18 protein-coding genes are annotated in these 20334 nt (G+C 37.6%); 4 read left to right on the forward strand and 14 right to left on the reverse strand.

The window, feature by feature from the left end:
• Position 1: 1 nt before the first annotated feature.
• On the reverse strand, positions 2–1420 hold the full coding sequence (locus DKG80_RS04750) for a CapA family protein (protein ID WP_162555685.1): 1419 nt from the start codon (positions 1418–1420) through the stop codon (positions 2–4).
• A 995-nt stretch (positions 1421–2415) separates the two neighbouring features.
• On the opposite strand from DKG80_RS04750, the gene DKG80_RS04755 reads away from it, so the two are divergent.
• From DKG80_RS04755 to ygiD, 3 genes are all read left to right on the forward strand, one after another.
• Entirely contained in the window at positions 2416–3243 is an 828-nt protein-coding gene (locus DKG80_RS04755; protein WP_109830130.1) for a helix-turn-helix domain-containing protein, read from the forward strand.
• A gap of 158 nt (positions 3244–3401) precedes the next feature.
• The gene (locus tag DKG80_RS04760) at positions 3402–3971 is read left to right on the forward strand and encodes an ester cyclase (protein ID WP_109830131.1); all 570 of its coding nucleotides are present in this window, start codon (positions 3402–3404) and stop codon (positions 3969–3971) included.
• A gap of 129 nt (positions 3972–4100) precedes the next feature.
• Positions 4101–4925, forward strand: a complete 825-nt coding sequence (ygiD, locus tag DKG80_RS04765; protein WP_449421201.1) for a 4,5-DOPA-extradiol-dioxygenase — start codon at positions 4101–4103, stop codon at positions 4923–4925.
• Positions 4926–5633: 708 nt separating this feature from the next.
• On the opposite strand, the gene DKG80_RS04770 is transcribed toward ygiD, so the two are convergent.
• The 5 genes from DKG80_RS04770 to DKG80_RS04790 form a co-directional block, all read right to left on the reverse strand.
• The gene (locus DKG80_RS04770) at positions 5634–5846 is read right to left on the reverse strand and encodes a hypothetical protein (protein WP_162555686.1); all 213 of its coding nucleotides are present in this window, start codon (positions 5844–5846) and stop codon (positions 5634–5636) included.
• Positions 5847–5871: 25 nt separating this feature from the next.
• Positions 5872–7098: a S8 family peptidase gene (locus tag DKG80_RS04775; RefSeq protein WP_109830134.1), complete on the reverse strand. Its 1227-nt coding sequence runs from the start codon at positions 7096–7098 to the stop codon at positions 5872–5874.
• Between the two features lie 36 nt (positions 7099–7134).
• Entirely contained in the window at positions 7135–8088 is a 954-nt protein-coding gene (locus DKG80_RS04780) for a hypothetical protein (RefSeq protein ID WP_109830135.1), read from the reverse strand.
• 460 nt (positions 8089–8548) lie between these two features.
• Positions 8549–10498: a glycosyl hydrolase family 28-related protein gene (locus DKG80_RS04785; protein WP_109830136.1), complete on the reverse strand. Its 1950-nt coding sequence runs from the start codon at positions 10496–10498 to the stop codon at positions 8549–8551.
• Positions 10499–10957: 459 nt separating this feature from the next.
• Positions 10958–11566: an OsmC family protein gene (locus DKG80_RS04790; protein WP_109830137.1), complete on the reverse strand. Its 609-nt coding sequence runs from the start codon at positions 11564–11566 to the stop codon at positions 10958–10960.
• Positions 11567–11826: 260 nt separating this feature from the next.
• Between DKG80_RS04790 and DKG80_RS04795 the strand changes: the two genes are divergently transcribed.
• On the forward strand, positions 11827–12729 hold the full coding sequence (locus tag DKG80_RS04795) for a hypothetical protein (RefSeq protein WP_109830138.1): 903 nt from the start codon (positions 11827–11829) through the stop codon (positions 12727–12729).
• A 109-nt stretch (positions 12730–12838) separates the two neighbouring features.
• On the opposite strand, the gene DKG80_RS04800 is transcribed toward DKG80_RS04795, so the two are convergent.
• The 8 genes from DKG80_RS04800 to DKG80_RS04835 all read right to left on the reverse strand — a co-directional run bounded on the left by DKG80_RS04800 (position 12839) and on the right by DKG80_RS04835 (position 20253).
• Positions 12839–13048, reverse strand: coding sequence for a hypothetical protein (locus tag DKG80_RS04800; RefSeq protein ID WP_109830139.1), 210 nt, complete (start codon positions 13046–13048; stop codon positions 12839–12841).
• Positions 13049–13303: 255 nt separating this feature from the next.
• Complete coding sequence (locus DKG80_RS04805; protein WP_109830140.1) at positions 13304–15322, reverse strand: ATP-binding protein; 2019 nt, start codon at positions 15320–15322, stop codon at positions 13304–13306.
• A gap of 258 nt (positions 15323–15580) precedes the next feature.
• Positions 15581–16594: a zinc-binding alcohol dehydrogenase family protein gene (locus tag DKG80_RS04810; protein ID WP_109830141.1), complete on the reverse strand. Its 1014-nt coding sequence runs from the start codon at positions 16592–16594 to the stop codon at positions 15581–15583.
• 327 nt (positions 16595–16921) lie between these two features.
• Complete coding sequence (locus tag DKG80_RS04815) at positions 16922–17458, reverse strand: NADPH-dependent FMN reductase (protein WP_109830142.1); 537 nt, start codon at positions 17456–17458, stop codon at positions 16922–16924.
• A 53-nt stretch (positions 17459–17511) separates the two neighbouring features.
• A complete protein-coding gene (locus DKG80_RS04820) occupies positions 17512–18114 on the reverse strand; it encodes a Crp/Fnr family transcriptional regulator (RefSeq protein ID WP_109830143.1) in 603 nt (200 codons plus the stop codon).
• 230 nt (positions 18115–18344) lie between these two features.
• Positions 18345–19103, reverse strand: a complete 759-nt coding sequence (locus DKG80_RS04825) for an SDR family NAD(P)-dependent oxidoreductase (protein WP_109830144.1) — start codon at positions 19101–19103, stop codon at positions 18345–18347.
• A 245-nt stretch (positions 19104–19348) separates the two neighbouring features.
• Complete coding sequence (locus tag DKG80_RS04830) at positions 19349–20077, reverse strand: hypothetical protein (protein WP_109830145.1); 729 nt, start codon at positions 20075–20077, stop codon at positions 19349–19351.
• Between the two features lie 2 nt (positions 20078–20079).
• The gene (locus DKG80_RS04835; protein ID WP_162555687.1) at positions 20080–20253 is read right to left on the reverse strand and encodes a hypothetical protein; all 174 of its coding nucleotides are present in this window, start codon (positions 20251–20253) and stop codon (positions 20080–20082) included.
• Between the last annotated feature and the right edge of the window lie 81 nt (positions 20254–20334).

Below are 20334 nucleotides of genomic sequence, written 5' to 3' on the forward strand. Positions count from 1 at the left end.
ATTAGTTAAGGTTCTCAAATCCAAATTGATCCCATTGGTAAGTTCGAATATATGTGTTTCTGGCTGAATCAAATTCATGGGTGCGCAGATAGTTCGTGCCATTTTCATGGATGATGCTAAACTTGGCCACATCATGTAAAAACTTAGTCCCCATCCAGACGGTCTTTACGCCACCATCCTCAATCCTGAATACATTGATTCGTTTCTTGATAGAAGGGTCAAACCTGACCTTTTTCTTGATCCCGAATACGAACTCGGTCTCGCCGTCATTCGTGACATCTCCTATTTGTATATCTGTCAATTCGCCATGCAAAGTCATGGACTTAATTGGCGTTCCGTCCTCCCATAAGGTCAACAACTGATCTCCAGTCTTGAGTTTCTTGATCAAGATATCGTACTGATCTTCAATGTGAAATAGCCACTTACGTTTCGACTTATTGAAAGTCACTTCTTCCAAAGCTTTAGGTACCCAAAGACTATCTTCTTGATAGGCATAACCCAGGTTTTGGCTGTACTTAAGATTATTTCCAAGCATCTTAACTTGGGACTTAAAGTCCATCGAATGTGGAAAATAGGAAGACAGATCTACTGGCTTCAAGGCAACACTGACAGTACCTTGATCAACAGTCAAATGAGCGACTACCCCCTGAGTGGTATTCGGTAGATAGGCATCGGCTACGAAGTTGCCAAGGCTGTAAAGTATCGGTTTGCCCTTGTACAGCTCAACTTCCTGAAAGACATGCGGGTGATGCCCTATCACTGCATCCAGTCCTGCATCTATCAACTGACGAGCAAATTCTTGCTGCCAAGGCTTAGATGCCAATTGATACTCCAGCCCCCAATGTACGTAAAGCACAGTGGGAACATCTGGGCTAAGCTGAGTAAACACCTGGACAGCATCTAATAAAGCCTCCCGAGAGTTTAGACAAAAGGGCTCACAAGAAGTTGTCAAGCACGCTGAGAACACTGCTATTGGATGTTCCCCTACTCCTATCAACTTAGGTTCGCAACTATTTCCTAATTCCTTAATTTGATTTTCGTATAAAGCATTTAATGTTACTTCAATGCCTTCCTTACCATAATCATCGGCATGATTATTAGCGATACTAGCATGAGTAACATTTCCTTCTCGGAGTAGCTGAGCCCATTCGCTTGGAGCTGCTAGTTTTCCATTTTGCCTTCTGATTGGTACACTATCCAACAGCACACACTCTAGGTTGATGATGTTGTTATCGCCTTGTAGATATGGTTGGATGGACTGGACCAATAAAGAATCTCCGTGTAGAGTTATGTTTTCGGATACGCCTCCGTCTAGGATGAGGTCGCCGGTAAAGGTTATGCTATAGGATACATGATCGGTACAAGATATAATACCCCATATACAATGAAGTATGAGTCCAAAAACAAGAAATCTCCTCAAAACTATAATTTCGATTGCTTTGTCAAAGAGCACAAAGAAACTAACTAATTTGAAATATACATTTCTAATTATCCGATGAGGACATTTGATAGGATAATATACATTTATAATTAACCTGAATAGCGCAACATACAATTCTAACTATCTTGTACATTATCCTTACAGTTTAATTATATAATGATATTATGTCTGCACTCGTTCCTCGCTTGCCTGGCTCTCGGCAGCCAGGTAAATAAATCACACAAGCCAACCCTCCAAGATGTAGAATGAAAAGTTCGTGCTACTAGCTGGGTTGTTATATAATTTGATGTTATGTATAAATAGCCGCTCACGCCACCGCAACGATCTCGCAGAAAAAGCGAGATCTTCCCAACGCTGTGCCGTGCCCTGACCAGCTATTAATAAAGTTTCCCCACGCGCTTTTCCGCTCTAGCGGAATTACCAACCCACAGCCAAGAGATTTCCATGCAAATGATTTTGTTCAAAATTTCGATATTTGGTTAATTGCTCGATTCATTTTCAAATACACTACTCTCAGGCGTTAGAAATTTGCCTGTAAAACACTTGTCTTTCCAACGCTTTGTTTGGCTCACAGCACAAGCCATATACGGACGTCATTCCTGCCGAAGTGCAACGGAGATCAGGAATCTCATAAAACAACTATTGTTAATAGTAGCCTGCGGCAGCTAGGTGTTTATTTGATCGCTCAAGCCGCTGGGCTCATACTTTTCCATTGATGAAAAGTATGCAAAAATCTAGACAGAAAAATGCTTCAACCCACAGGCCAACGCCAACCCGCTTTTCTATCAGGCCGTCCCGCCAGAATGCAGAACTCTATTTAACATAATATTGAGTTGCAAGAAATTTCACAAGTTCTGATCTCATTAATATCTCAACTCTTTCCTAGTATTTAGTGTTATTGTAAATAACTTGGATAACAAGATGATATGAGTCGCAAAAACAAGTACAGGGAAAATTTTATACATATTGATTAAATGAACGAGTTGATCGAAATAATTGAGGTTCATCCGAATGATGTTAAAAGGATTGAATCAGAACCACCACCTGAACCCCATCGTCATGATTTTGAAGAACTTATTGTTGGGATTGAGGGTATGGTTGAACATTTCATAGATTTTCAAACCGAACAATTTGCAGCTCCTTTCATAAGTTTTGTAAGCCGACAGAAAACTCATAGGTTCATTCCAAAGACCTTAGACGGCAAGTGTCATATTTTGGGTATTCGCTTCAAAAGTGAGTTTATCCCGGAAACAACATTTCACCTGTATTCCCTATTTCATAACAACGCTAACCTTTCGCTAAAAGCAGACAGTTGTTTTGATCGAATTGAGCAGATATGTTCAATTATGCAAGACGAGCTAAAGCAGTCCAATCCGGATTTAGGAGTAATAAGGCATTTGCTTAGTGCATTGTTTGTAATGATCGAGTCAGAGAGACAGAAGCAAAAGCCAGAAACCAAACAACAAGTTGCCCAAAACGAAACATATACCACATTTCTCCAGATCCTTGAGGAAAATTTTAGAAGACCTGAGGGAGTTGAATATTATGCCGAGAGACTATTTATGTCCTCACGCAACCTCAATCATATCACACAGAAAATGTTCTCGCAAAGTGTTTCTGAAATCATAGAAACCAGAAAATTGATCGAAGCGAAAAATTTACTTACATCTACAGACAAAACCATTTCTGAAATTTCATTTGAACTAGGATATAACGAGAAATCATATTTCTCCAAGGTATTCAAAAAAAAGTCCGGTCAAACTCCGTCGGAGTTTCGAGATGAAATGAGAAAGTTAGTTTAAGACTCTCTTGACAAAGCTTTCTATCCCTATTTCTTCGAACCTGTTACCATACTTCCGAATACTACTACCCTTCTTCCGATTAGTATTACCTCCTGCTTCAGACTCTAACTGACCTTTGTTTCATCAAAATGATTATTAAAACAATAAACACGATAACGATGAAAACAAAACGGATTTTGACAGTAGCGATTACATTAATTTTCGCATTGGTCATCGCAAGTTGTTCTAACAACACTGATAAATTAGAAGTTGAGTCTTTGAGAAATCAGCTTGCGGAAATTGCAAAAGTCAATGAAACTATTGCTAAAAACCTAAAGACTTTTGATGAGTTAGATTTTGAGATTTATTCAAATGAACAGTGGACGCGCCTTCATGAAAGTCACTCAAAGGACATCCTAGTTCATTATCCTGATGGTCATACAACTAAAGGAATTGAAGATCACATTGAAGAATTGAAGCCGATGTTTGTATTTGCACCTGACACAAGGATAGAAGAACATCCTGTCAAAATAGGGTCGGGAAACTTGACTGCCGTGGTTGGTGAACTAAAAGGAACATTTACAAAACCTATGCCTATCGGTGATGGCAAGTTTATACAGCCAACTGGCAAGGCCTTTGTTCTTCCAATGGCAACAATTGGTTTGTGGAACGATGATGGAGTGATGTATGAAGAATACCTCTTTTGGGATAATCAGGCTTTCATGAAGCAAATTGGTTTAGCTAACTAAAGGTATTAGGTATTATTCGTGTTTAACCTGATCGTTCTTGTGCGGTCAGGTTAATTTAAAATACCTTTTAAAATGAACAGGAACGGATTTCTTAAACTATTGGCAGCTTTGTCAGCAACATCAGTAGCGATGAAATTAAAAGACTTGGATAAAATAACAGGAGCTCTTGATTCTACTCCTAGCATGCCAGTGCTATTCCTTGGACATGGAATTCCAATGAACGCCATCGAAGAAAATGAGTTCGTTAAGGGGTTCAGAAAAGTATCCTCAGAAATAGCACTACCAAAGGCTGTCCTTTGCGTTTCAGCTCATTGGGAAACACGAGGAACATTGGTCACAGCTATGGAAAAACCTCGAACCATTCATGATTTTGGAGGATTTCCTCAGGAACTCTTTGAGGTTCAATACCCTGCTCCCGGCAGCCCAGAACTTGCACAAAAGGTCAAAGACCTGATCAAAAGCACAGATGTACATCTGGATGATAAATGGGGACTTGATCATGGAGCTTGGTCAGTTATTAGGCACATGTATCCAGATGCTGATTTACCAGTGATTCAACTAAGTCTTGATCATACTCAAGGCCCTAGGTATCATTATGACCTGGCCAAAGAACTTGTAAAGCTTCGTGATAAAGGTGTACTCATTGAAGGTAGTGGTAATATGGTACACAATCTACGAATGGTTGCATGGAGTAAACTAAACGAGCAATATGCATATGACTGGGCGAATGAAGCTAATGACCGAATGAAACAGTACATTCTGAATGGTAATCATGATAGACTTATCAACTACTCCAAGCAAGGAAAGGAGTTTCAATTGTCGATTCCCTCGCCTGAGCACTATTTACCCCTGCTTTATACACTTGCGCTTCAAAAGGATTCAGATGTTATTGAATTGTTCAATGACCAGCCTGTTGCCGGCTCACTTTCAATGACTTCAGTGAAGATAGGGTAAGAAATACCGCACACATTTGCCATTTCCTCACTCCTCCCCTCCTCTCAAAAATGTCAAAAGAGTGCTCGTTACTGCTAAGAAAATGAAGTGTAGTTTTTAATTGATGTTAGAGGCCTTCCCTAAACAATTAATCCCACCCCTGAACCGAAGCTATATTAACATAACGCAGGACATTATATAACACAAGTAGATTTGTACGACCGTAGAGCTGTTTAGTGCTCTTGTTATATAATTATATTATGTGTAAATAAGGATTCTGCTCTCTAACAAGATTCGTGTGATTCTGCTAGCGAGATTAATTCTGCTCCGTGTTATATAATTTATTCAGCACTGAGTTTATTTTCAATGGACTTCATGATGTGCTGCGCAGTTGATGTTATAATAAATAGCCGCACGGCGAGCGCTCAAGTCCTCACGCTCGGCCGTTCCCTGACCAAACGGCTATTAATAGTTTCCCACCGTCTTTCAGGCTAAGGCCTGATCACCAGCCCAAATGCAAGAGAATCTCAGGCAAAGCTTGTCGTGCTTCGCTATTCGGGTAATTGTTCAGTTCGTTTTCAAATACGCCATTCTCAGGCATAAGGATTTTTGCCTGTGATACACTTGCAGGCCAACACTTTGTTTTGGCACAACTCAACACCAGTGCGTCATTCCGGAAGTAGTGCAACGGATGTCCGGAATCTTTTTAAAGTTCTTAGTAGATTAAACTTAGGAAATACCTACCTCTCCATCTAGGTCAATGTTATCAACATAGGCTTCTTGTGAGATTACTGGAATCATTTCATCATCAACCGAACCAGTTATAACCCCAAAAGGAAAAGCTTCTTCTATTTCGATACTATGTTTTAGAAGGTCATCAGAAACTGCTTTTAGATCATCAGAGAATTGCTCTTTTATTGTTATAAGTACCTTGCGTTTCACAAAGATAAATTTAATAAATTCAGAACTATGGTGCAAGAACTAAACCCGCACCATAATCGCCTACGGGAACACTTAGCGGTTTAGCCTGTGATGTCAGTGCCCCCCATAATTGTATAGGAGTGTGTATCGGGAATTTCTCAGCATATAATCCCGCAATTCCAGCTACATGTGGAGTTGCCATACTTGTTCCAGATATTGTATTGTATGGTTTGGTACTAGTAATCCACGAAGAATACACTCCGACCCCAGGGCCGCTAATTTCCATCATAGTTCCTGGATTAATTGCTCGATTGGAGAAGCGCGCAACCTTCAAATTAGAGTCTACAGCTGCAACTGACATGATGGATGGAACGTTTGCTGGGCTACCAATTGGATTGATATTAAAGGGACGATGACTATCATTTCCGGAAGCCGCAATGATCAATGATCCTTGCTTAAGTGCATATTTTGCAGCTCTTTCATAGGCCAATTTATGACCTTGTCCTGGAAATACACGAGAACCCAAAGACATACTTATAATTTGGCAATTGTTTGACACGGCCCAGTTGATTCCGCTGAGAATCCAGCTGTCTGTCCCTTGTCCCTTTTTTCCCCCGAGTACCTTACCAATAAAAATATCAGAGTCATAAGCTACACCATATCTTACTCCACTTGAATCTTTATGACCACAAGCAGTGCCTGTACAATGTGTTCCGTGCCCATTGATATCGTCAGCAGATTCATTTGGAACAAAAGACTTAGACTGTATCGTTCTACCTGAAAAATCAGGGTGCTTAAAATCAAAACCAGTATCAAGAATTGCTATTTTAACTCCTTTCCCACTATAACTTGATTTGTCTACGTCAGTTGCTGTGATTCCCCATGTTGATTTGTTTTGGACACTTAACGCCTGTGGATCAGGGGCCATAATTACTTCTTCAGGTTCCAAAATGAAATTACCCCGCACTGATAATGCAGACGCAACCTCGCTTTGATCTTCGTCAATCCCTAAGAGCGCCACACCAATATCTTCAAATATCATCATATCTGAGTCTTCATATTCTTTTTCAGTTACGCTTTCCTTATCGTCAAAGTCTCCCATTTGAGCAACCTTCAGCCCAAGCTCGTTTTTTAGTACATTTTTCACCCCACTGAAATCCATGTCTTCATGAGTAAGTGACATTAAATATCTTCCAGTATAAAAATTACTTTGATTTGAGAGTTGTTGTTCGTTAGAAGCCATCGGCTCTTCTGTGGATGCTAATTTTATCATATTGATATTTATTTCGAGTGTACAAAAATTATGTTCTTAAAAAATTGGGTTTTTCAGGAGAATCAAAGCATCCTTGATTGCGAATTGGTACAAACTACTTTTACCCTCTAATCCCTCGATGACAGTCATAAGTACTGATTCACGTTCCTCGGCAGTCAGTAAATATGCATTAGCTAAATCATCATTGAGATACCCTATTGATTTTTCTGCGTCTTCAAAGGCATTCGACATTAGTGTGTTTACGCTATTTTCACTGGTGCCAATAGAGGCTATTTTGTTTTTCTCCAAATCGATAAGATTATCAATTTGCTGTGAAAGCGCAGAATACTGTGCGACAGATATATCTTCCTTCAGGAGCTTATTCAAATAGAGCGTTTTTGCGTCAGAGAGCTTAACAATAGCCGTTGCAGAATTCAGCACTAGAGAGTAAGCAACTTCATTTTTTGCATTCTCAACCGAAGTATACAGGCCATATTGAAATAAAGTAGCAGTAACTGATTCCTCTCCAAATGTATCCTTATCTCTTATTGAGGTAGATCGCGTTGCAATCAATGACCATGCTCCTGGCGCTAATTTGTTCGCATTAAAGCTAACAGCAGCATCTGCTGAAGAACTACTCTTTGCTGCCTCAGCGATAGAAGTAACCAGCGAAATATAGCTATTAATAGCATCTGGTGAAGTTAGAACTTTTAGGCCAGCCGAACCGGGAGCCAACGTTGATGCAATTAGTTGAATTGATTCTGTTATAATAGGCACTAATAGATCTAAACTGAATTCATGTGAATATTCTACTTTCACAGTTGTGGAATAATTGGCTTCTTTAAAATCACTTACACCAAGGTTACTTTGTAGATCATTTTTTCTCTTGTTGAATTCCGCTTCGTCAGCTATTTGCAGGGATTCAAGTTGTTTTTGCAGCTTTACAACTACAGCTTTGGCTGCGTCTGTTTTCTTAACTACTTTCTCTAATGAGGGGCTTTTACATGCCATTTTATTGTTATTTTAAGTTTCTAGTCTTTTTTTACAATTGAATGTAGAAACAGAATGAACATCAACCAATACCCACTTTTGGGTAATTTTCAAATGAAGGTTGTATCGTTCTATGAAGTATTTGTATTGTGCTAATAATTTCGCACACATTTGCCACTCTCCTCCCCTCCTGCCAGCGTTCCTCACTGCGGCATGGTAATTCCTCACTCGTGACGAGTGGCAAAAGAGTGCTCGTTCCTGCCAAGAAATGAAGTGATCGTTTTTAATTGATGTTAGAGGCCTTCTTTAAACTATTAATCCCGCCCCTGAACCTAAAGCTGATTTAACATAACGCAAGACATTCTGTAACACGACCCATGCTTATATTAAATAGAATCACAAATTATTCAGAACTCACTAACAACGTTTTTAAAGAACCAAAGAATCTTCAACAATAGATCTTTAAGAATATTTTGAGACTCTACTCATTCCAACTATTGTTTTCATTATTAAATTCATCAAAAGTACTTAGAGTCCAGTGGGTGATACTTCGAACCGTATTATTGTATGTATTATTCTTAATATTTACTATGCCAAAATTCGACATATTAAGCCTTATGGCTGCAGCTTCAGGCTCTAAAGATTGATTAAAACTATTATCTAAAATAGTGACATTTAGCTGGGTTGATTCTGTATTCTTAACTCCAGCTCGATCAATCATGAGCATTCTACCTCCTACACTTAAAGTAGATAATCCATCAGAAAATTGATTACCATTAATTTCAATCAGTTCTTCTTGCGCTGCAAAATCATCTGTAGACGTATTAGTAAATTGAGTAGCTCCCTGAGCGATAATATTATTAGAAAGTTTAACAGCCTTGTTTTCATAGAAAGACATGGCCATTCTCCCCTTTTGTTCAATAAAGCTAACGCTGTTATTTGTTAGTACTACATCATGAAAATGCCTGACATTAATTATACCTCCTAAATCTTTTTTAAAACCCGATTGACCTTCAAAATAGTTATTGTCAATGACTATGTTCTGATAGCCACTCTCATAACCCTCAATAAGTGATCCATAACTCCCTAGAAAGTTTAGAGCAAGATTATCGGTCTTAAAAATGTTATTTTTAAATATAGAATTTTGATCGAAGTCCGTTTGAATAGCTGTTTTGTTTTCAAATACTGCGGTAAATCCTATTACATCAAATAAATTATGCTGAACTGTAATGTTTTGAGTACCATGAAATAAATCTGCCATTTGCTTGGTAGTTTCTTCTACATCCAATTGCTGAGCTCTCCCTATTATTTCATTATCCTCGATTACTATATTTTTGGAATTGTAAGGAGAAATTTTAGCACCTGACTCTACTAAGACATTATTGCTTGAAATATCTGCAATCTTAAAAATCCTATTAGGGTTATCACATCTTATAAAGTTACGTTTTATCTCTACTCCATCGATTCCATTGATTGTAATCAAATCATTCTCTACATAATATCTCCTGAATTTTGTAAAATCTCCGTGTATGTAATTATCATTGAATACAAAGCCTTTTCGGTGAACTTCTTCTTGATTTCTGTGGATGATGCGCCCATTAATAAGAGTGGTATGGGAAATTTCAAGATTTTCCATATTGAGGGCATAAACAAGAAATGGAGCTACGTCAATACCTCCTTGCTGGCCTAAGGTAGATTCTAGCTCAATACCTCTGATAAATATGTTGGATTGCTGTGCAAAGAAAATCAATTTTTGATTTGCAATAATTTTACCTTCTCCGTAGACACCATTTAGAAGTGTAATTTTATCCGAGATTAAAAACGTCCCTTCTGGTATATACATAATTTTACCAGTTGCCGCTACTTCTTTAATCACGCTGGTATTGTCCGTTATTCCGTCACCGATCGCTCCATAATTGGTGATATCAACAACATCATTTTGATTGTATTCTTGGCATGGTATGTTATTTACTTGAGCTACCTTATACCTTGGCCCACGATCTACAGTAAGCAATACATTATTGTCTTCTGGATAACATGTCTTAAACGTCTCGTTTAGACTTTGACATTCTTGTTGATCGGTGACGGTAATTGATAGTACCTTCTGACCGCAAGCTAAATATGTCGTAAAAGAAGATACCTCAAGTAATTCACCAGATTCTATGCTCTCGTCGTCAAATCTTAATTCATACTGGTAAGGCCCGATACCTCCATCTATGTTAATCTCAAACTCCTTTTTATTAATACAACGGGTGGTTATTGCTATATCAGAGCAATCCACATTAGGAAAGTCAGCATCGCTGGCAGAATCATTTGACGAATTAGAATTTTCTGCTTCGGATGTCAATTCACTTTCTTCACTTACACATGATGCTAGTACGAAGAGCCCTCCAAAGAATATTGGGTAAAGGATAGAACATAGTATCTTCATGTCCGGTATCTTAAGCTATTAATTATGATTAGTTACTTCAATAATTTGAGGGAATTAAAGAAACTTTATAAACAGAAAAATCAATATAATACTTACAAGCTAAGCACTTTCCATTTTTCGACTAATTATAGCAATTAACCGATTGAACTATATTTTATTCATATTTCCAGTGTGCTGCTTCTCTTTCATTAAGTAAAATGGAGAATTAGAAATCAATATGGCTATTCGAAGACTTATCTCTAATTCCTAACCGAGGATATCCTTACTCCTTTTCAATCCTAATTACTTAGTAACCCTCTAAGGCTGCACTAATCCAAAGCAAGGAGGTTAGAATACCAATGGATTATATAAAATAACCCAATATAGAGTTGATATAGGTTCACGAAAGTCTCTACCAAAAAGAACTCTCAATAAACAGTATATCAACTCCTAACAATCGATCTTAATTAAGCCCTTAGGTTAAGCTCCTAGGTTTTCAGAGCTTCTATTGATGGCCTCTTTGCCGTTGTAAACTAATCTAGTCGACCATGGAATTGGGTTTCTTAGAGCGTAATGCGCCATGCAACCGTTTTCAGCTTCGTTGAGTAGGTTTTGGATGTTTTCTTCTGGCTCAGGACTTTCGATGATCACATGAGTCTCTACCATATCACATCGACCGTCTGTCATGTATCCATGCTCACGCATATGACCTAAGTTAGTCGCAAATATGATGCGCTGTTCAAGTTTAAGACTATCTACTTGAATCTTACGCGCAGTCAGGATGTCTGTCAGGTGTGTCATCAAGCAGAAACCTATACCAGCCGAAAAGAAAGCCAACGGTGGCGGCGCTGTGTCTTGTCCTACAGGTGGCTGTTCATCACAATATAATTTCACAGGACTAAACCCAGGTATATTGACCGAAACTACCCCTGTCTTACTTTGCATGTTACCAGCTTCTGCACTGAGATTCACTTCAAAACGATAAGGCTCTGGATGCTTGGCCTTTTTAAACTTCTTCGATTCGTATTGAGTTTGGGTGGGTGGTTCAGGACTGAGTTCGCCTACGCGATATAATTTCTCTTCTGACATTTTTATTGTTTAATGATTTGTTTTTGGATCTGTCGATCCATGCTAGGCAATAATAGAGTCATAATATGAAACCGAATTATTTTACTTCAGAATAAATAAAATACCCATAATTAGGTATTGTCTTTTGAAGTTAACAGAGTGAAATTTAAGCGACAAATAAATCTTATCATAGAATTTAAATTAGACTATTGTATTTATCTACAGTCTAATTTTTTGTCAATCTAATAATAATTATCAGTATCCCTAAACTATATAGTAAAATGAAAACACTCCTTACAATCTTCATCATTCTCACAACTTTATTTTGCTCATTTGCTCAAGGTGACAGTAATACAAGAAGGGTAAAATATCGTCTTCCTAGAAGTTATGACTCTATATATGTTAAAGCTAAAAAAAGTATTATCAGGCCAAAAGGGGCTTTAGTTACAAAAACGTCAGGTGGTTATACATGGCAGGAAAAACTTGAAAAAACTGATACGATTAAAGTAGATTTCTACAAAAAAATAAAAATGAACCATGTATGGTACTTTGATGAAGTAAAGTATGATGATAAGACTATCGAATGGGTTAGACTAAATCCTAGAAAATTTAAAACAATTAAAAATGGAGTGGAAATTAGAAAAACTAAAGAGAAAAATGCTAGTCACCCTACTCAGGAGGAAATGCGATTAAAAATTGATCCCAATAAATTTGTTAGGTTAAATATCAGATATTTCTCAATTGACATACTCACTCTTCCATTCGTTTATCGTCCAGCATTAAATGATACCATTGGAAGTCAACTCTCAACTAATCTTTCTCTTGGGGTATCTACGACATATAATTTCGGACGAGAATATTTTAGAAACAGAAGACTCACAGCTAAACGAAGCATTACAAGTTTCTCTAGTGGTTTGGGTTTTGGATTTAAAAAAATTGATTTGGATAAATCGAGCACAAGCCTTTCTGATAAACCAATTATGAATGAAGAAGATGGTTTAGCATTCTTTCTTTCTCCTGGTATTGGATTTCACACAAGAGGACTAACTTTTACATTAATGTATGGTTGGGATCTTCCTATTACCGAAAATGTAAAAGATTGGAATTATGCTAATGAAGGCTACATCGCTTTCGGTTTTGGACTTGGTATTGATTCTATCGGCAAGGTTTTGAAAGTTAATTAATAAGAATTAATGCTTTTATGGATTAAGCTAAGTTTTAACTTTTAAGACATTTAAAATGTACCAACCAATTAACTTTATTAAGGGAATATCAGGACTTTTATTTACTTCCTCAATCATTATAATTGTGGTTTTTATCAATTTCATATTGAAAAAGGAAAACGTTTGAAACTTCTCTAAGCTCTGATAATGACTCTCTACCATTTTTAACTTCTTGTTTTGTTTTTCTTCGAAACTTTCGATTGGCATCTCTTTTATCTTCTTTCTCAGAATTAGTACTCGCTAACCCTTGAATCTTAGTTTTCTTTCTTGATCTACTCATGTTCTGAACTTTTCACAAAAAAATTCTTCACGGACCGATAAGATTTTTGGAACAATTTAAATACCCCTAACACAATTCCTTCTATGATAATCTCAACGAATATTCGTACGATGAACTCAAAGATCACTTCAATAATTATCATAAGTCAGGCTCGTTTTATGTTATCTTATATTCAAAGGCTCAATTAAACCAATACAATAATACCACCCTATCGGCTTAACATTACTGTTTACTTTTATGAAGTCAAAATTATACCTATCCCCTTGGAAAAGAAATCAAGAAAGTAGTCCCTTCTCCTAGTTCACTTTGTACGGATATTTCTCCATCCATAGCTTCTACATACTTCTTGGCTATTGATAGCCCTAGACCAGTAGAAGATTCGCCATCTGTCGGTTTGGCTTCTAACTTTTGATAAATGCCAAAGAGCTTTTTCTTATCCTCTTCACTGATCCCTGGTCCCTCATCCTGAATACGAATGGTCAAAGTATCCGCTTCGACAGAAAGCAACAGTTTTACTTCCGTGTTAGGCTTAGAAAACTTAATGGCATTTGATACAAGATTTTCAAGTACTTGAATAAGATAATCCTTATCCACCTTTGCCACGGCATTGGCAACGTTAGTATTTGATACTGACAGTTTGATGCCTTTCTTTTCTAAGGTCGACTGAAACGAGAATGCTACACCTTGCAATATTTCAGACAGATCATGTTCTTCCATATTCAGCTGTAGGTTTTGCGCCTCTATAGCACTTACATCTAAGATACGTCTGATCATATGGCTCAACCGTTGACCTGTTTGTTGTATGTATCCGAGATACTTCTTATTATCTGATTGAAGACCATCTTCACTACTCAAAACAATTCCAGTCAGCCCCATGATGTTATTAATCGGACTCATGAGGTCATGAGCTACCAATCCAATCAGTAAGTTCTTTTCGTTATCATACTGTTTGAGTTGTTCGTTTTTCAGTTTGACTTTTTTAGTCAGCTGACGCAATGTCACATAAAACCATCCAATAATAAACAACAAAGTCAGTGCAATCAAAAGGCCAATAAAATTGTATTGTGCTCTTTCTTGCAACCGCTTATTATCTTCGGTCAATACCAACTGCTCCTTTTCATTTTCAAATAGAATTTGTTGCTTTTCTTTTTCAAACAAATATTTGTTCTCAAGGTCTGAAATACGCTTGATATTTTCACTATTGAAAATACTGTCATTGTATTGTGTGAAAAGTACGTGATGGTCATAGGCTTTACGAAAACTCCCTTCGGCAGCATAAATTTCAGATAGCTGACTGTGAGCGTTTGTTATTTCATCAAGCAATGACAATTCAGTCGCAAGATGTAGTCCTTTATTGGTATTTTGCTTTGCTAGATTTAGATCACCTTTTTTAAGGTATACGGTCCCGAAATGAATATAGGACATACACATACCATATTTGAAACCAATGGATTCACTGACTTCTAGTGCTCTAGAGAAATTATCAATAGCAGAGTTCAAGTCATTCTTCTCTAAAAGTATCAAACCAATATTTCGTAATATCGATGCAATACTAGTTTGATCACCCACTTTTTCTTTAATAGCCAGTGCCTCTATAAAGTAGGTATTGGCTTGATCATACTCTTCAAGTTCAAAATACAATTCACCTATGTTATTAAGACTAGTGCCGATACCGCTCTCATCCCCAACTGATCTTCTGAGTTCCAGAGACTGTTGGAAATACTCTATTCCATTCTTGTAGTCTTTTTGCTCACTATGAATGATGGCAATATTGTCTAGGCATCTACCTATGCCTAATTGATCTTCATTCTGCTCGAATATTCTTAGTGCCCGCTGATAGAAGTCTAATGCCCGAGGATAGTTACCTTGACGGTAATAAATCACCGCCGAGTTATTCAAACATGAAGCCTCAATGGAATGGTCTTGTGCTCTTTTATTGACTTTTAAAGCAGAATCATACAAATCAAGTGCAATATCAAAGTCTGAATGATAGTAGTAGTAAAGACCTAATATTCTTGTTCCCTCAGCCTTGCCATAGTCATAATTGATACTATCAGCCAACAGAATAGCTTCCTCTAGCAATGGCGGTATTTGCTCAAGATTAACCGTGAAAAGTTGGTAGGCCGCTTTATTTAACCTGTTTACCCTGACCGTATCACGCAATTTATAACCTTCTAATTCCATTCGAAGGCTATCCACTAAGGGTTGAGCGACTGAACTATTGAGGATATTTAGAAATAGGCAAATTAGGGATACTAGAAGGGTTCGATTCATATATTGCGTAGTTCTTAATTCTAAATAACATCATTAAGATGCATTCACCTTGACAATGAATTGACGAGAACTGTACAATATAATGAAATTCAATTTCATACTTGATACGAAGTAAGAAGATTGAATGAAAAGGTAATTGGGGGAGTTTTGAAATGCATTATAGCTCCGTATGATTCATTGCGTATCCTTAAGAATGCAAATTCCCCAAACCATTCACAAGCTATTAACCCGCTTTATGTACAAAGCGGGCTACCCCCCTTAAAATACAATCACATTCTTACCAATGGTTTTATTAGTTTCCTGCAACCTATGCGCTTCCTTAAGATTGTCGGCTGTGAAGCCTTCCAACTGCGTAGTCATGGTGGATTGTATTGTACCATTATCAAGCAACTCCGATAAATGATTCAGAATATCATGTTGACGCTGAATGTCATCTGTATTGTGCATGGACCGTGTATACATTAGCTCCCATGAAAACGATACACTTTTGTTTTTGAGAATATTGATATTGATCGGGTCTTTACTTTCCGTGATAGATGCTATATGTCCTTGAGGTTTGATAATCTCTGCATAAGACTCCCAATAGCCCCCTAGATTTACAAGATCCAGAATATAATTTACCTGCGAATGACCAATCTTTTCTAATTCATCTTGAAGATGATAATGGTTGACTACATGGTCTGCACCCATCTTCTGACACCAAGCTTGGGTATCTGGTCTAGATGCTGTTGCGATGACTGTCAAGTTGCCCAGTTTCTTAGCCAATTGAATAGCTATACTACCTACTCCACCAGCACCAGCCATGATCAGAATAGTTTTACCCTTATCCAGTTCAGGATTGATTCGAATTCGATCAAAAAGAGCTTCATAAGCCGTTAGTCCTGTAAGAGGCATAGCAACTGCTTCGGCCACTGATAAGTTTTTAGGTTTGAAACCTACAATTCTCTCATCTACCAGTTGGTATTCGGCATTGCTACCACTTCGTGTAATATCTCCAGCATAATACACTTCGTCTCCTATATTAAACAATGATGTTTTCTCCCCAACAGCCTCTACAGTACCTACTGCATCCCAGCCAATGATTTTAGGAGTCTCCAACACTTTGTCCTTTGCTGCGTTCATTCGGACTTTAAAATCCACCGGATTTACTGAGTTGGCGCTGACTTTGACTAATATGTCATAGCCTTCTGGAATTGGTTTCTCGGTTTCAAACTCTACGAAACTTTCAGGGTCTTCTACGGGTAACGATTGTTTAAATCCAATTGCTTTCATCTTCCTTTTTGTTTTGTTCTTATCTGATATTGTTCAACCTTTCTTGAATCAAGATATCTAATTTCAATGAATAAATACATCCTACTTATTCAATCACAGATACCTCTACAAAATGAAGACTATTCTTTCTGATTCCAGTTGTATCTTGACAGGTTATCTATGTATAATGATTGGTTTCACTATTGAAATGAGCTGCATCTTTACAGTATAGAATACCATAATATAGCTACTAGGGTATCCATTTTCTATGAATACCCTACTATCACCAGTATTCGTCTAAAGTATTTCTCGATGTCATTTGAGCTGTTTAAAATCTGTGAATGACTCTCATTTTTCCAATGACTGCTCAAATAGCTCTACTTTATCATTGAGCTCTGATGCCAACTTTTTATTTGAAATCCCTGCGCTAGAGTAGTTGTCGTAAAAAGAAGGTAGTGCAAAATCGGCTATAATATTTCCCTGCATAAATGGGAAATAAGACTTAGCCGCAGCCAATACACTAGCTCCTCCCCTTTGCCCTGGAGAAGTTGCCATTAGTAGCATGGGTTTTCCTTTCCATACATTCATATCTATTCTGGTCAACCAATCCAGTAGATTTTTAAAAACAGCAGTATACGTTCCGTTATGTTCGGCTAGTGAAATAATCAAACCATCAGCAGATTTGATTATTTCATCAAATTTCCTTGCTTCCTCAGGGATACCGATTTCGGCCTCTACGTCTACGCTATAGAGTGGTAAGTGGTAATCTTTGAGGTCAATGACTGTGATGGAGGTATCAGCAACTTTGCTGGCTACATGAACAGCTAGGGTCTTATTGATTGACGTCTTGCTACTGCTCGCTCCGAATGCTATTATCTTTTTCATGGAACAAAGAAGCCATGTCTTCCTACGTGGAAAAATAAAGTAGTTTAAGAAAACTAACGCTTACTCATTTTGCTCCGAATCATACTTAAAAACTCTGGAGTAATGCCCAGATAGGCCGCTAGGTTTTTTTGAGTAATACGATTGGCTATCTGTGGGTACTTTGCTAAAAATATCTCATACCTTTCCTCTGCTGTCAATGAAATTCCTTCATTAACTCTTTCAATATAACTGACTAAGGATCTTTGGTATAAGTTTCTGTAGAACCTTTCGAATTTTGGGATCTTGATAAAAAGCTGTTCAAAACTTTGCTTGGACAGCATCAAAAACTCTGAATCTTCAAGTGCCTTGATAAAATAGGTAGAGGGTTGCTGACGTGTAAAACTAGCCATATCTCCCGTCCAGTAATCTTCTATGGCAAACATGGACACATGCTCTACACCATTTCTATCCAGTGTATATACCTTTAGACACCCTTTAGTTACAAAATACTCGTATTTCATGACTTCACCAGGCTGCATGATGAACTCTTTTCGTTTGGCACTCCCCTGTCTTAGTAGAGATTTGAATAATTCCTTCTCTTCATCATTCAGATCAATAAAGCGAGCTACATTATTGAATATTAAGTCATATGGAGCCTTCGAGTCTTGATTTCCCATCCATCGGGTTAAATGTATAAAGATATTGGCTAAAAACTTTCGAGTCTAGGAGTTAAAACCCATCTAATCTTTCTGTAAGGCAAAGATTATTACTCCTATCAGAATAACCCAACCAATAACCAACCCGTCATCTTAATGCCAGGAAATATCCATCTATAGATCAAGCAAACATACTATTATATCACGTAGATTTTTTCTAGCGTAGGTATGACCAGACAAGTAGCCATTCGTTAGTTATTTTTATAAATAGTAGTAGCGGCTGACTGGGCTTTCGCAAGTATCGTGACATCAGCTATGGTCACCCTATTCGGTACATTGACAGTGTACCAGATCACATCTGCAATATCCTCGGCTAATAATGGATCATAGCCATCATACACTTTGCTCGCCTTATCTTCATCTCCTTTGAACCTTACGTTTGAGAATTCGGTAGATACTGCACCTGGAGCGATATTGGTAATTTTGATACCATGTTTGGTTAGATCCAGTCGCATACCTTCACTCAGTGCTTCAACTGCCCGTTTAGAAGCGCAGTAAACGCCCCCATTTTCATAAGTTTGCTTACCAGCAATCGAACTGAGATTAATGACATGTCCTGTTTCTCGTTTTACCATCTCAGGTATGATGGCTTTGGAAACATATAATAGTCCTTTCACATTGCCATCTATCATCGCATCCCAGTCATCTATTTCTCCTTTATCGATAGAGGAAAGACCATGAGCATTTCCAGCATTATTGACTAACACATTTATTTCTTTCCATGAGTCAGGAAGTGAATCAATGGCTTTCTGCACTTCAGTATTATTCCTAACATCGAATAATAAAATCTGGCTTTCGACATCTTGAGAGAACGATTGTCTCAATTCATTCAGTTTGTTTTCTCTTCGTCCACAGAGAATGAGTTTATATCCTTCTTTAGCAAATCGAATAGCTGTTGCTTTGCCGATACCAGAACTAGCTCCAGTAATCAAGACTGTTTTTTTTGTCATTTTATTGGGGTTGACGAATGTCTATATTAGATGAACAAAAATATTACAGCATGGGCTAAAAACTCTTCATTTCTCAAGATTACTGCATTAAACCCGTTTTATTCATTCGAAAATTTATGCTGAGTTTAAACAGTTATAAATCAGTCATTTCAGCAACTTGACGCTAGGAAAGATCTAATTAAGAATTAAAAAACTAACTAATCAGCTTAGATTCTTCCCCGCGTACCCCTATGCAATGGAAAACCTTATTTCTGGGAAGTAAACTTTTCTACCTTTTCAAAAAAGACATTTGCTAACTTCACTGGTAGCAGCATGCCTTTGACTATATCTTCCTTTGATTGATTCATACCTAATCCACCTACTTGTGTTTCGGTAGCAAATCCTTTACCAAAGCCTACCTGATCGTAGATGAAAAACTCATACTTTTTCTCAAGTGATGAGAATCGCAATTTTTTCATCTGACTGTTGTCGATCTGATCACCACTTCGACCACCACCTTGCAGTTGAAATGACATAGACTGCTTTAGATTGTCTGTTAGTTTCCCTTGCTCCAATACCAAATCTTCTATATTTCCTTTTTCAAACTCCCAATGTTCGGTAGCTTTTTTAGTTTGTGTACTGTATTCTAGATAATGAAGGGTATCATCGGTCAGTACCAGTGTGTGAATGAGATTACTTTCTACTACTACACCAGTCACCATCGTCTTAGCCGTATCAGTGACTGCACCTAACACATCTTTTGGTTTTTTACAGACTACGATGGCATTAAAATCTTTGCCTATGATGTCTATAATGGGTTTGAAAGTCTCTTCATCACTCTTTAGGTTCTGAAAATGCATCTGAAAATTTTGCTTCATATCCTCTTCTGCATCTATGTGGTTTTGCTGGAACGCTCCTAGTTTACCAGATTTTTTGATGTAAAACAGGTATCCAAATACACCTACGATAATGATGACGGGTAATATAAAAGTCATAGTTATTTCTTTTTCTTAATAGCGTTGCCGCTATGGTCTACTTTGATTTTTTTATTGGGAATCAGAAAGTAACAGATGAGGCTCCCTATCGAAACAATACCTGTTGCTTTAGCCTCTGTATATTCCTCACTATAAAAGAAAAAGAGCGTTAGAATCATACCGAACCCAAAGGTCATACTCATTAGATATTTGATCCTAACCCTCATTTTTTTGTCTAATTACAGTGGGCTGTGAATGTTCTTGTCCACTTAAAGCGC

The sequence above is a fragment of the Reichenbachiella versicolor genome (genome assembly GCF_003171675.1).
Lineage (GTDB): Bacteria > Bacteroidota > Bacteroidia > Cytophagales > Cyclobacteriaceae > Reichenbachiella > Reichenbachiella versicolor.

Coding starts and splice junctions, on each gene's coding strand:
- DKG80_RS04755 (WP_109830130.1), top strand. CDS start 2,416: ATGAACGAGTTGATCGAAATAATTGAGGTTCATCCGAATGATGTTAAA.
- DKG80_RS04760 (WP_109830131.1), top strand. CDS start 3,402: ATGAAAACAAAACGGATTTTGACAGTAGCGATTACATTAATTTTCGCA.
- ygiD (WP_449421201.1), top strand. CDS start 4,101: ATGAAATTAAAAGACTTGGATAAAATAACAGGAGCTCTTGATTCTACT.
- DKG80_RS04775 (WP_109830134.1), bottom strand. CDS start 7,098: ATGATAAAATTAGCATCCACAGAAGAGCCGATGGCTTCTAACGAACAA.
- DKG80_RS04780 (WP_109830135.1), bottom strand. CDS start 8,088: ATGGCATGTAAAAGCCCCTCATTAGAGAAAGTAGTTAAGAAAACAGAC.
- DKG80_RS04785 (WP_109830136.1), bottom strand. CDS start 10,498: ATGAAGATACTATGTTCTATCCTTTACCCAATATTCTTTGGAGGGCTC.
- DKG80_RS04790 (WP_109830137.1), bottom strand. CDS start 11,566: ATGTCAGAAGAGAAATTATATCGCGTAGGCGAACTCAGTCCTGAACCA.
- DKG80_RS04795 (WP_109830138.1), top strand. CDS start 11,827: ATGAAAACACTCCTTACAATCTTCATCATTCTCACAACTTTATTTTGC.
- DKG80_RS04800 (WP_109830139.1), bottom strand. CDS start 13,048: ATGAGTAGATCAAGAAAGAAAACTAAGATTCAAGGGTTAGCGAGTACT.
- DKG80_RS04805 (WP_109830140.1), bottom strand. CDS start 15,322: ATGAATCGAACCCTTCTAGTATCCCTAATTTGCCTATTTCTAAATATC.
- DKG80_RS04810 (WP_109830141.1), bottom strand. CDS start 16,594: ATGAAAGCAATTGGATTTAAACAATCGTTACCCGTAGAAGACCCTGAA.
- DKG80_RS04815 (WP_109830142.1), bottom strand. CDS start 17,458: ATGAAAAAGATAATAGCATTCGGAGCGAGCAGTAGCAAGACGTCAATC.
- DKG80_RS04820 (WP_109830143.1), bottom strand. CDS start 18,114: ATGGGAAATCAAGACTCGAAGGCTCCATATGACTTAATATTCAATAAT.
- DKG80_RS04825 (WP_109830144.1), bottom strand. CDS start 19,103: ATGACAAAAAAAACAGTCTTGATTACTGGAGCTAGTTCTGGTATCGGC.
- DKG80_RS04830 (WP_109830145.1), bottom strand. CDS start 20,077: ATGACTTTTATATTACCCGTCATCATTATCGTAGGTGTATTTGGATAC.
- DKG80_RS04835 (WP_162555687.1), bottom strand. CDS start 20,253: ATGACCTTTGGGTTCGGTATGATTCTAACGCTCTTTTTCTTTTATAGT.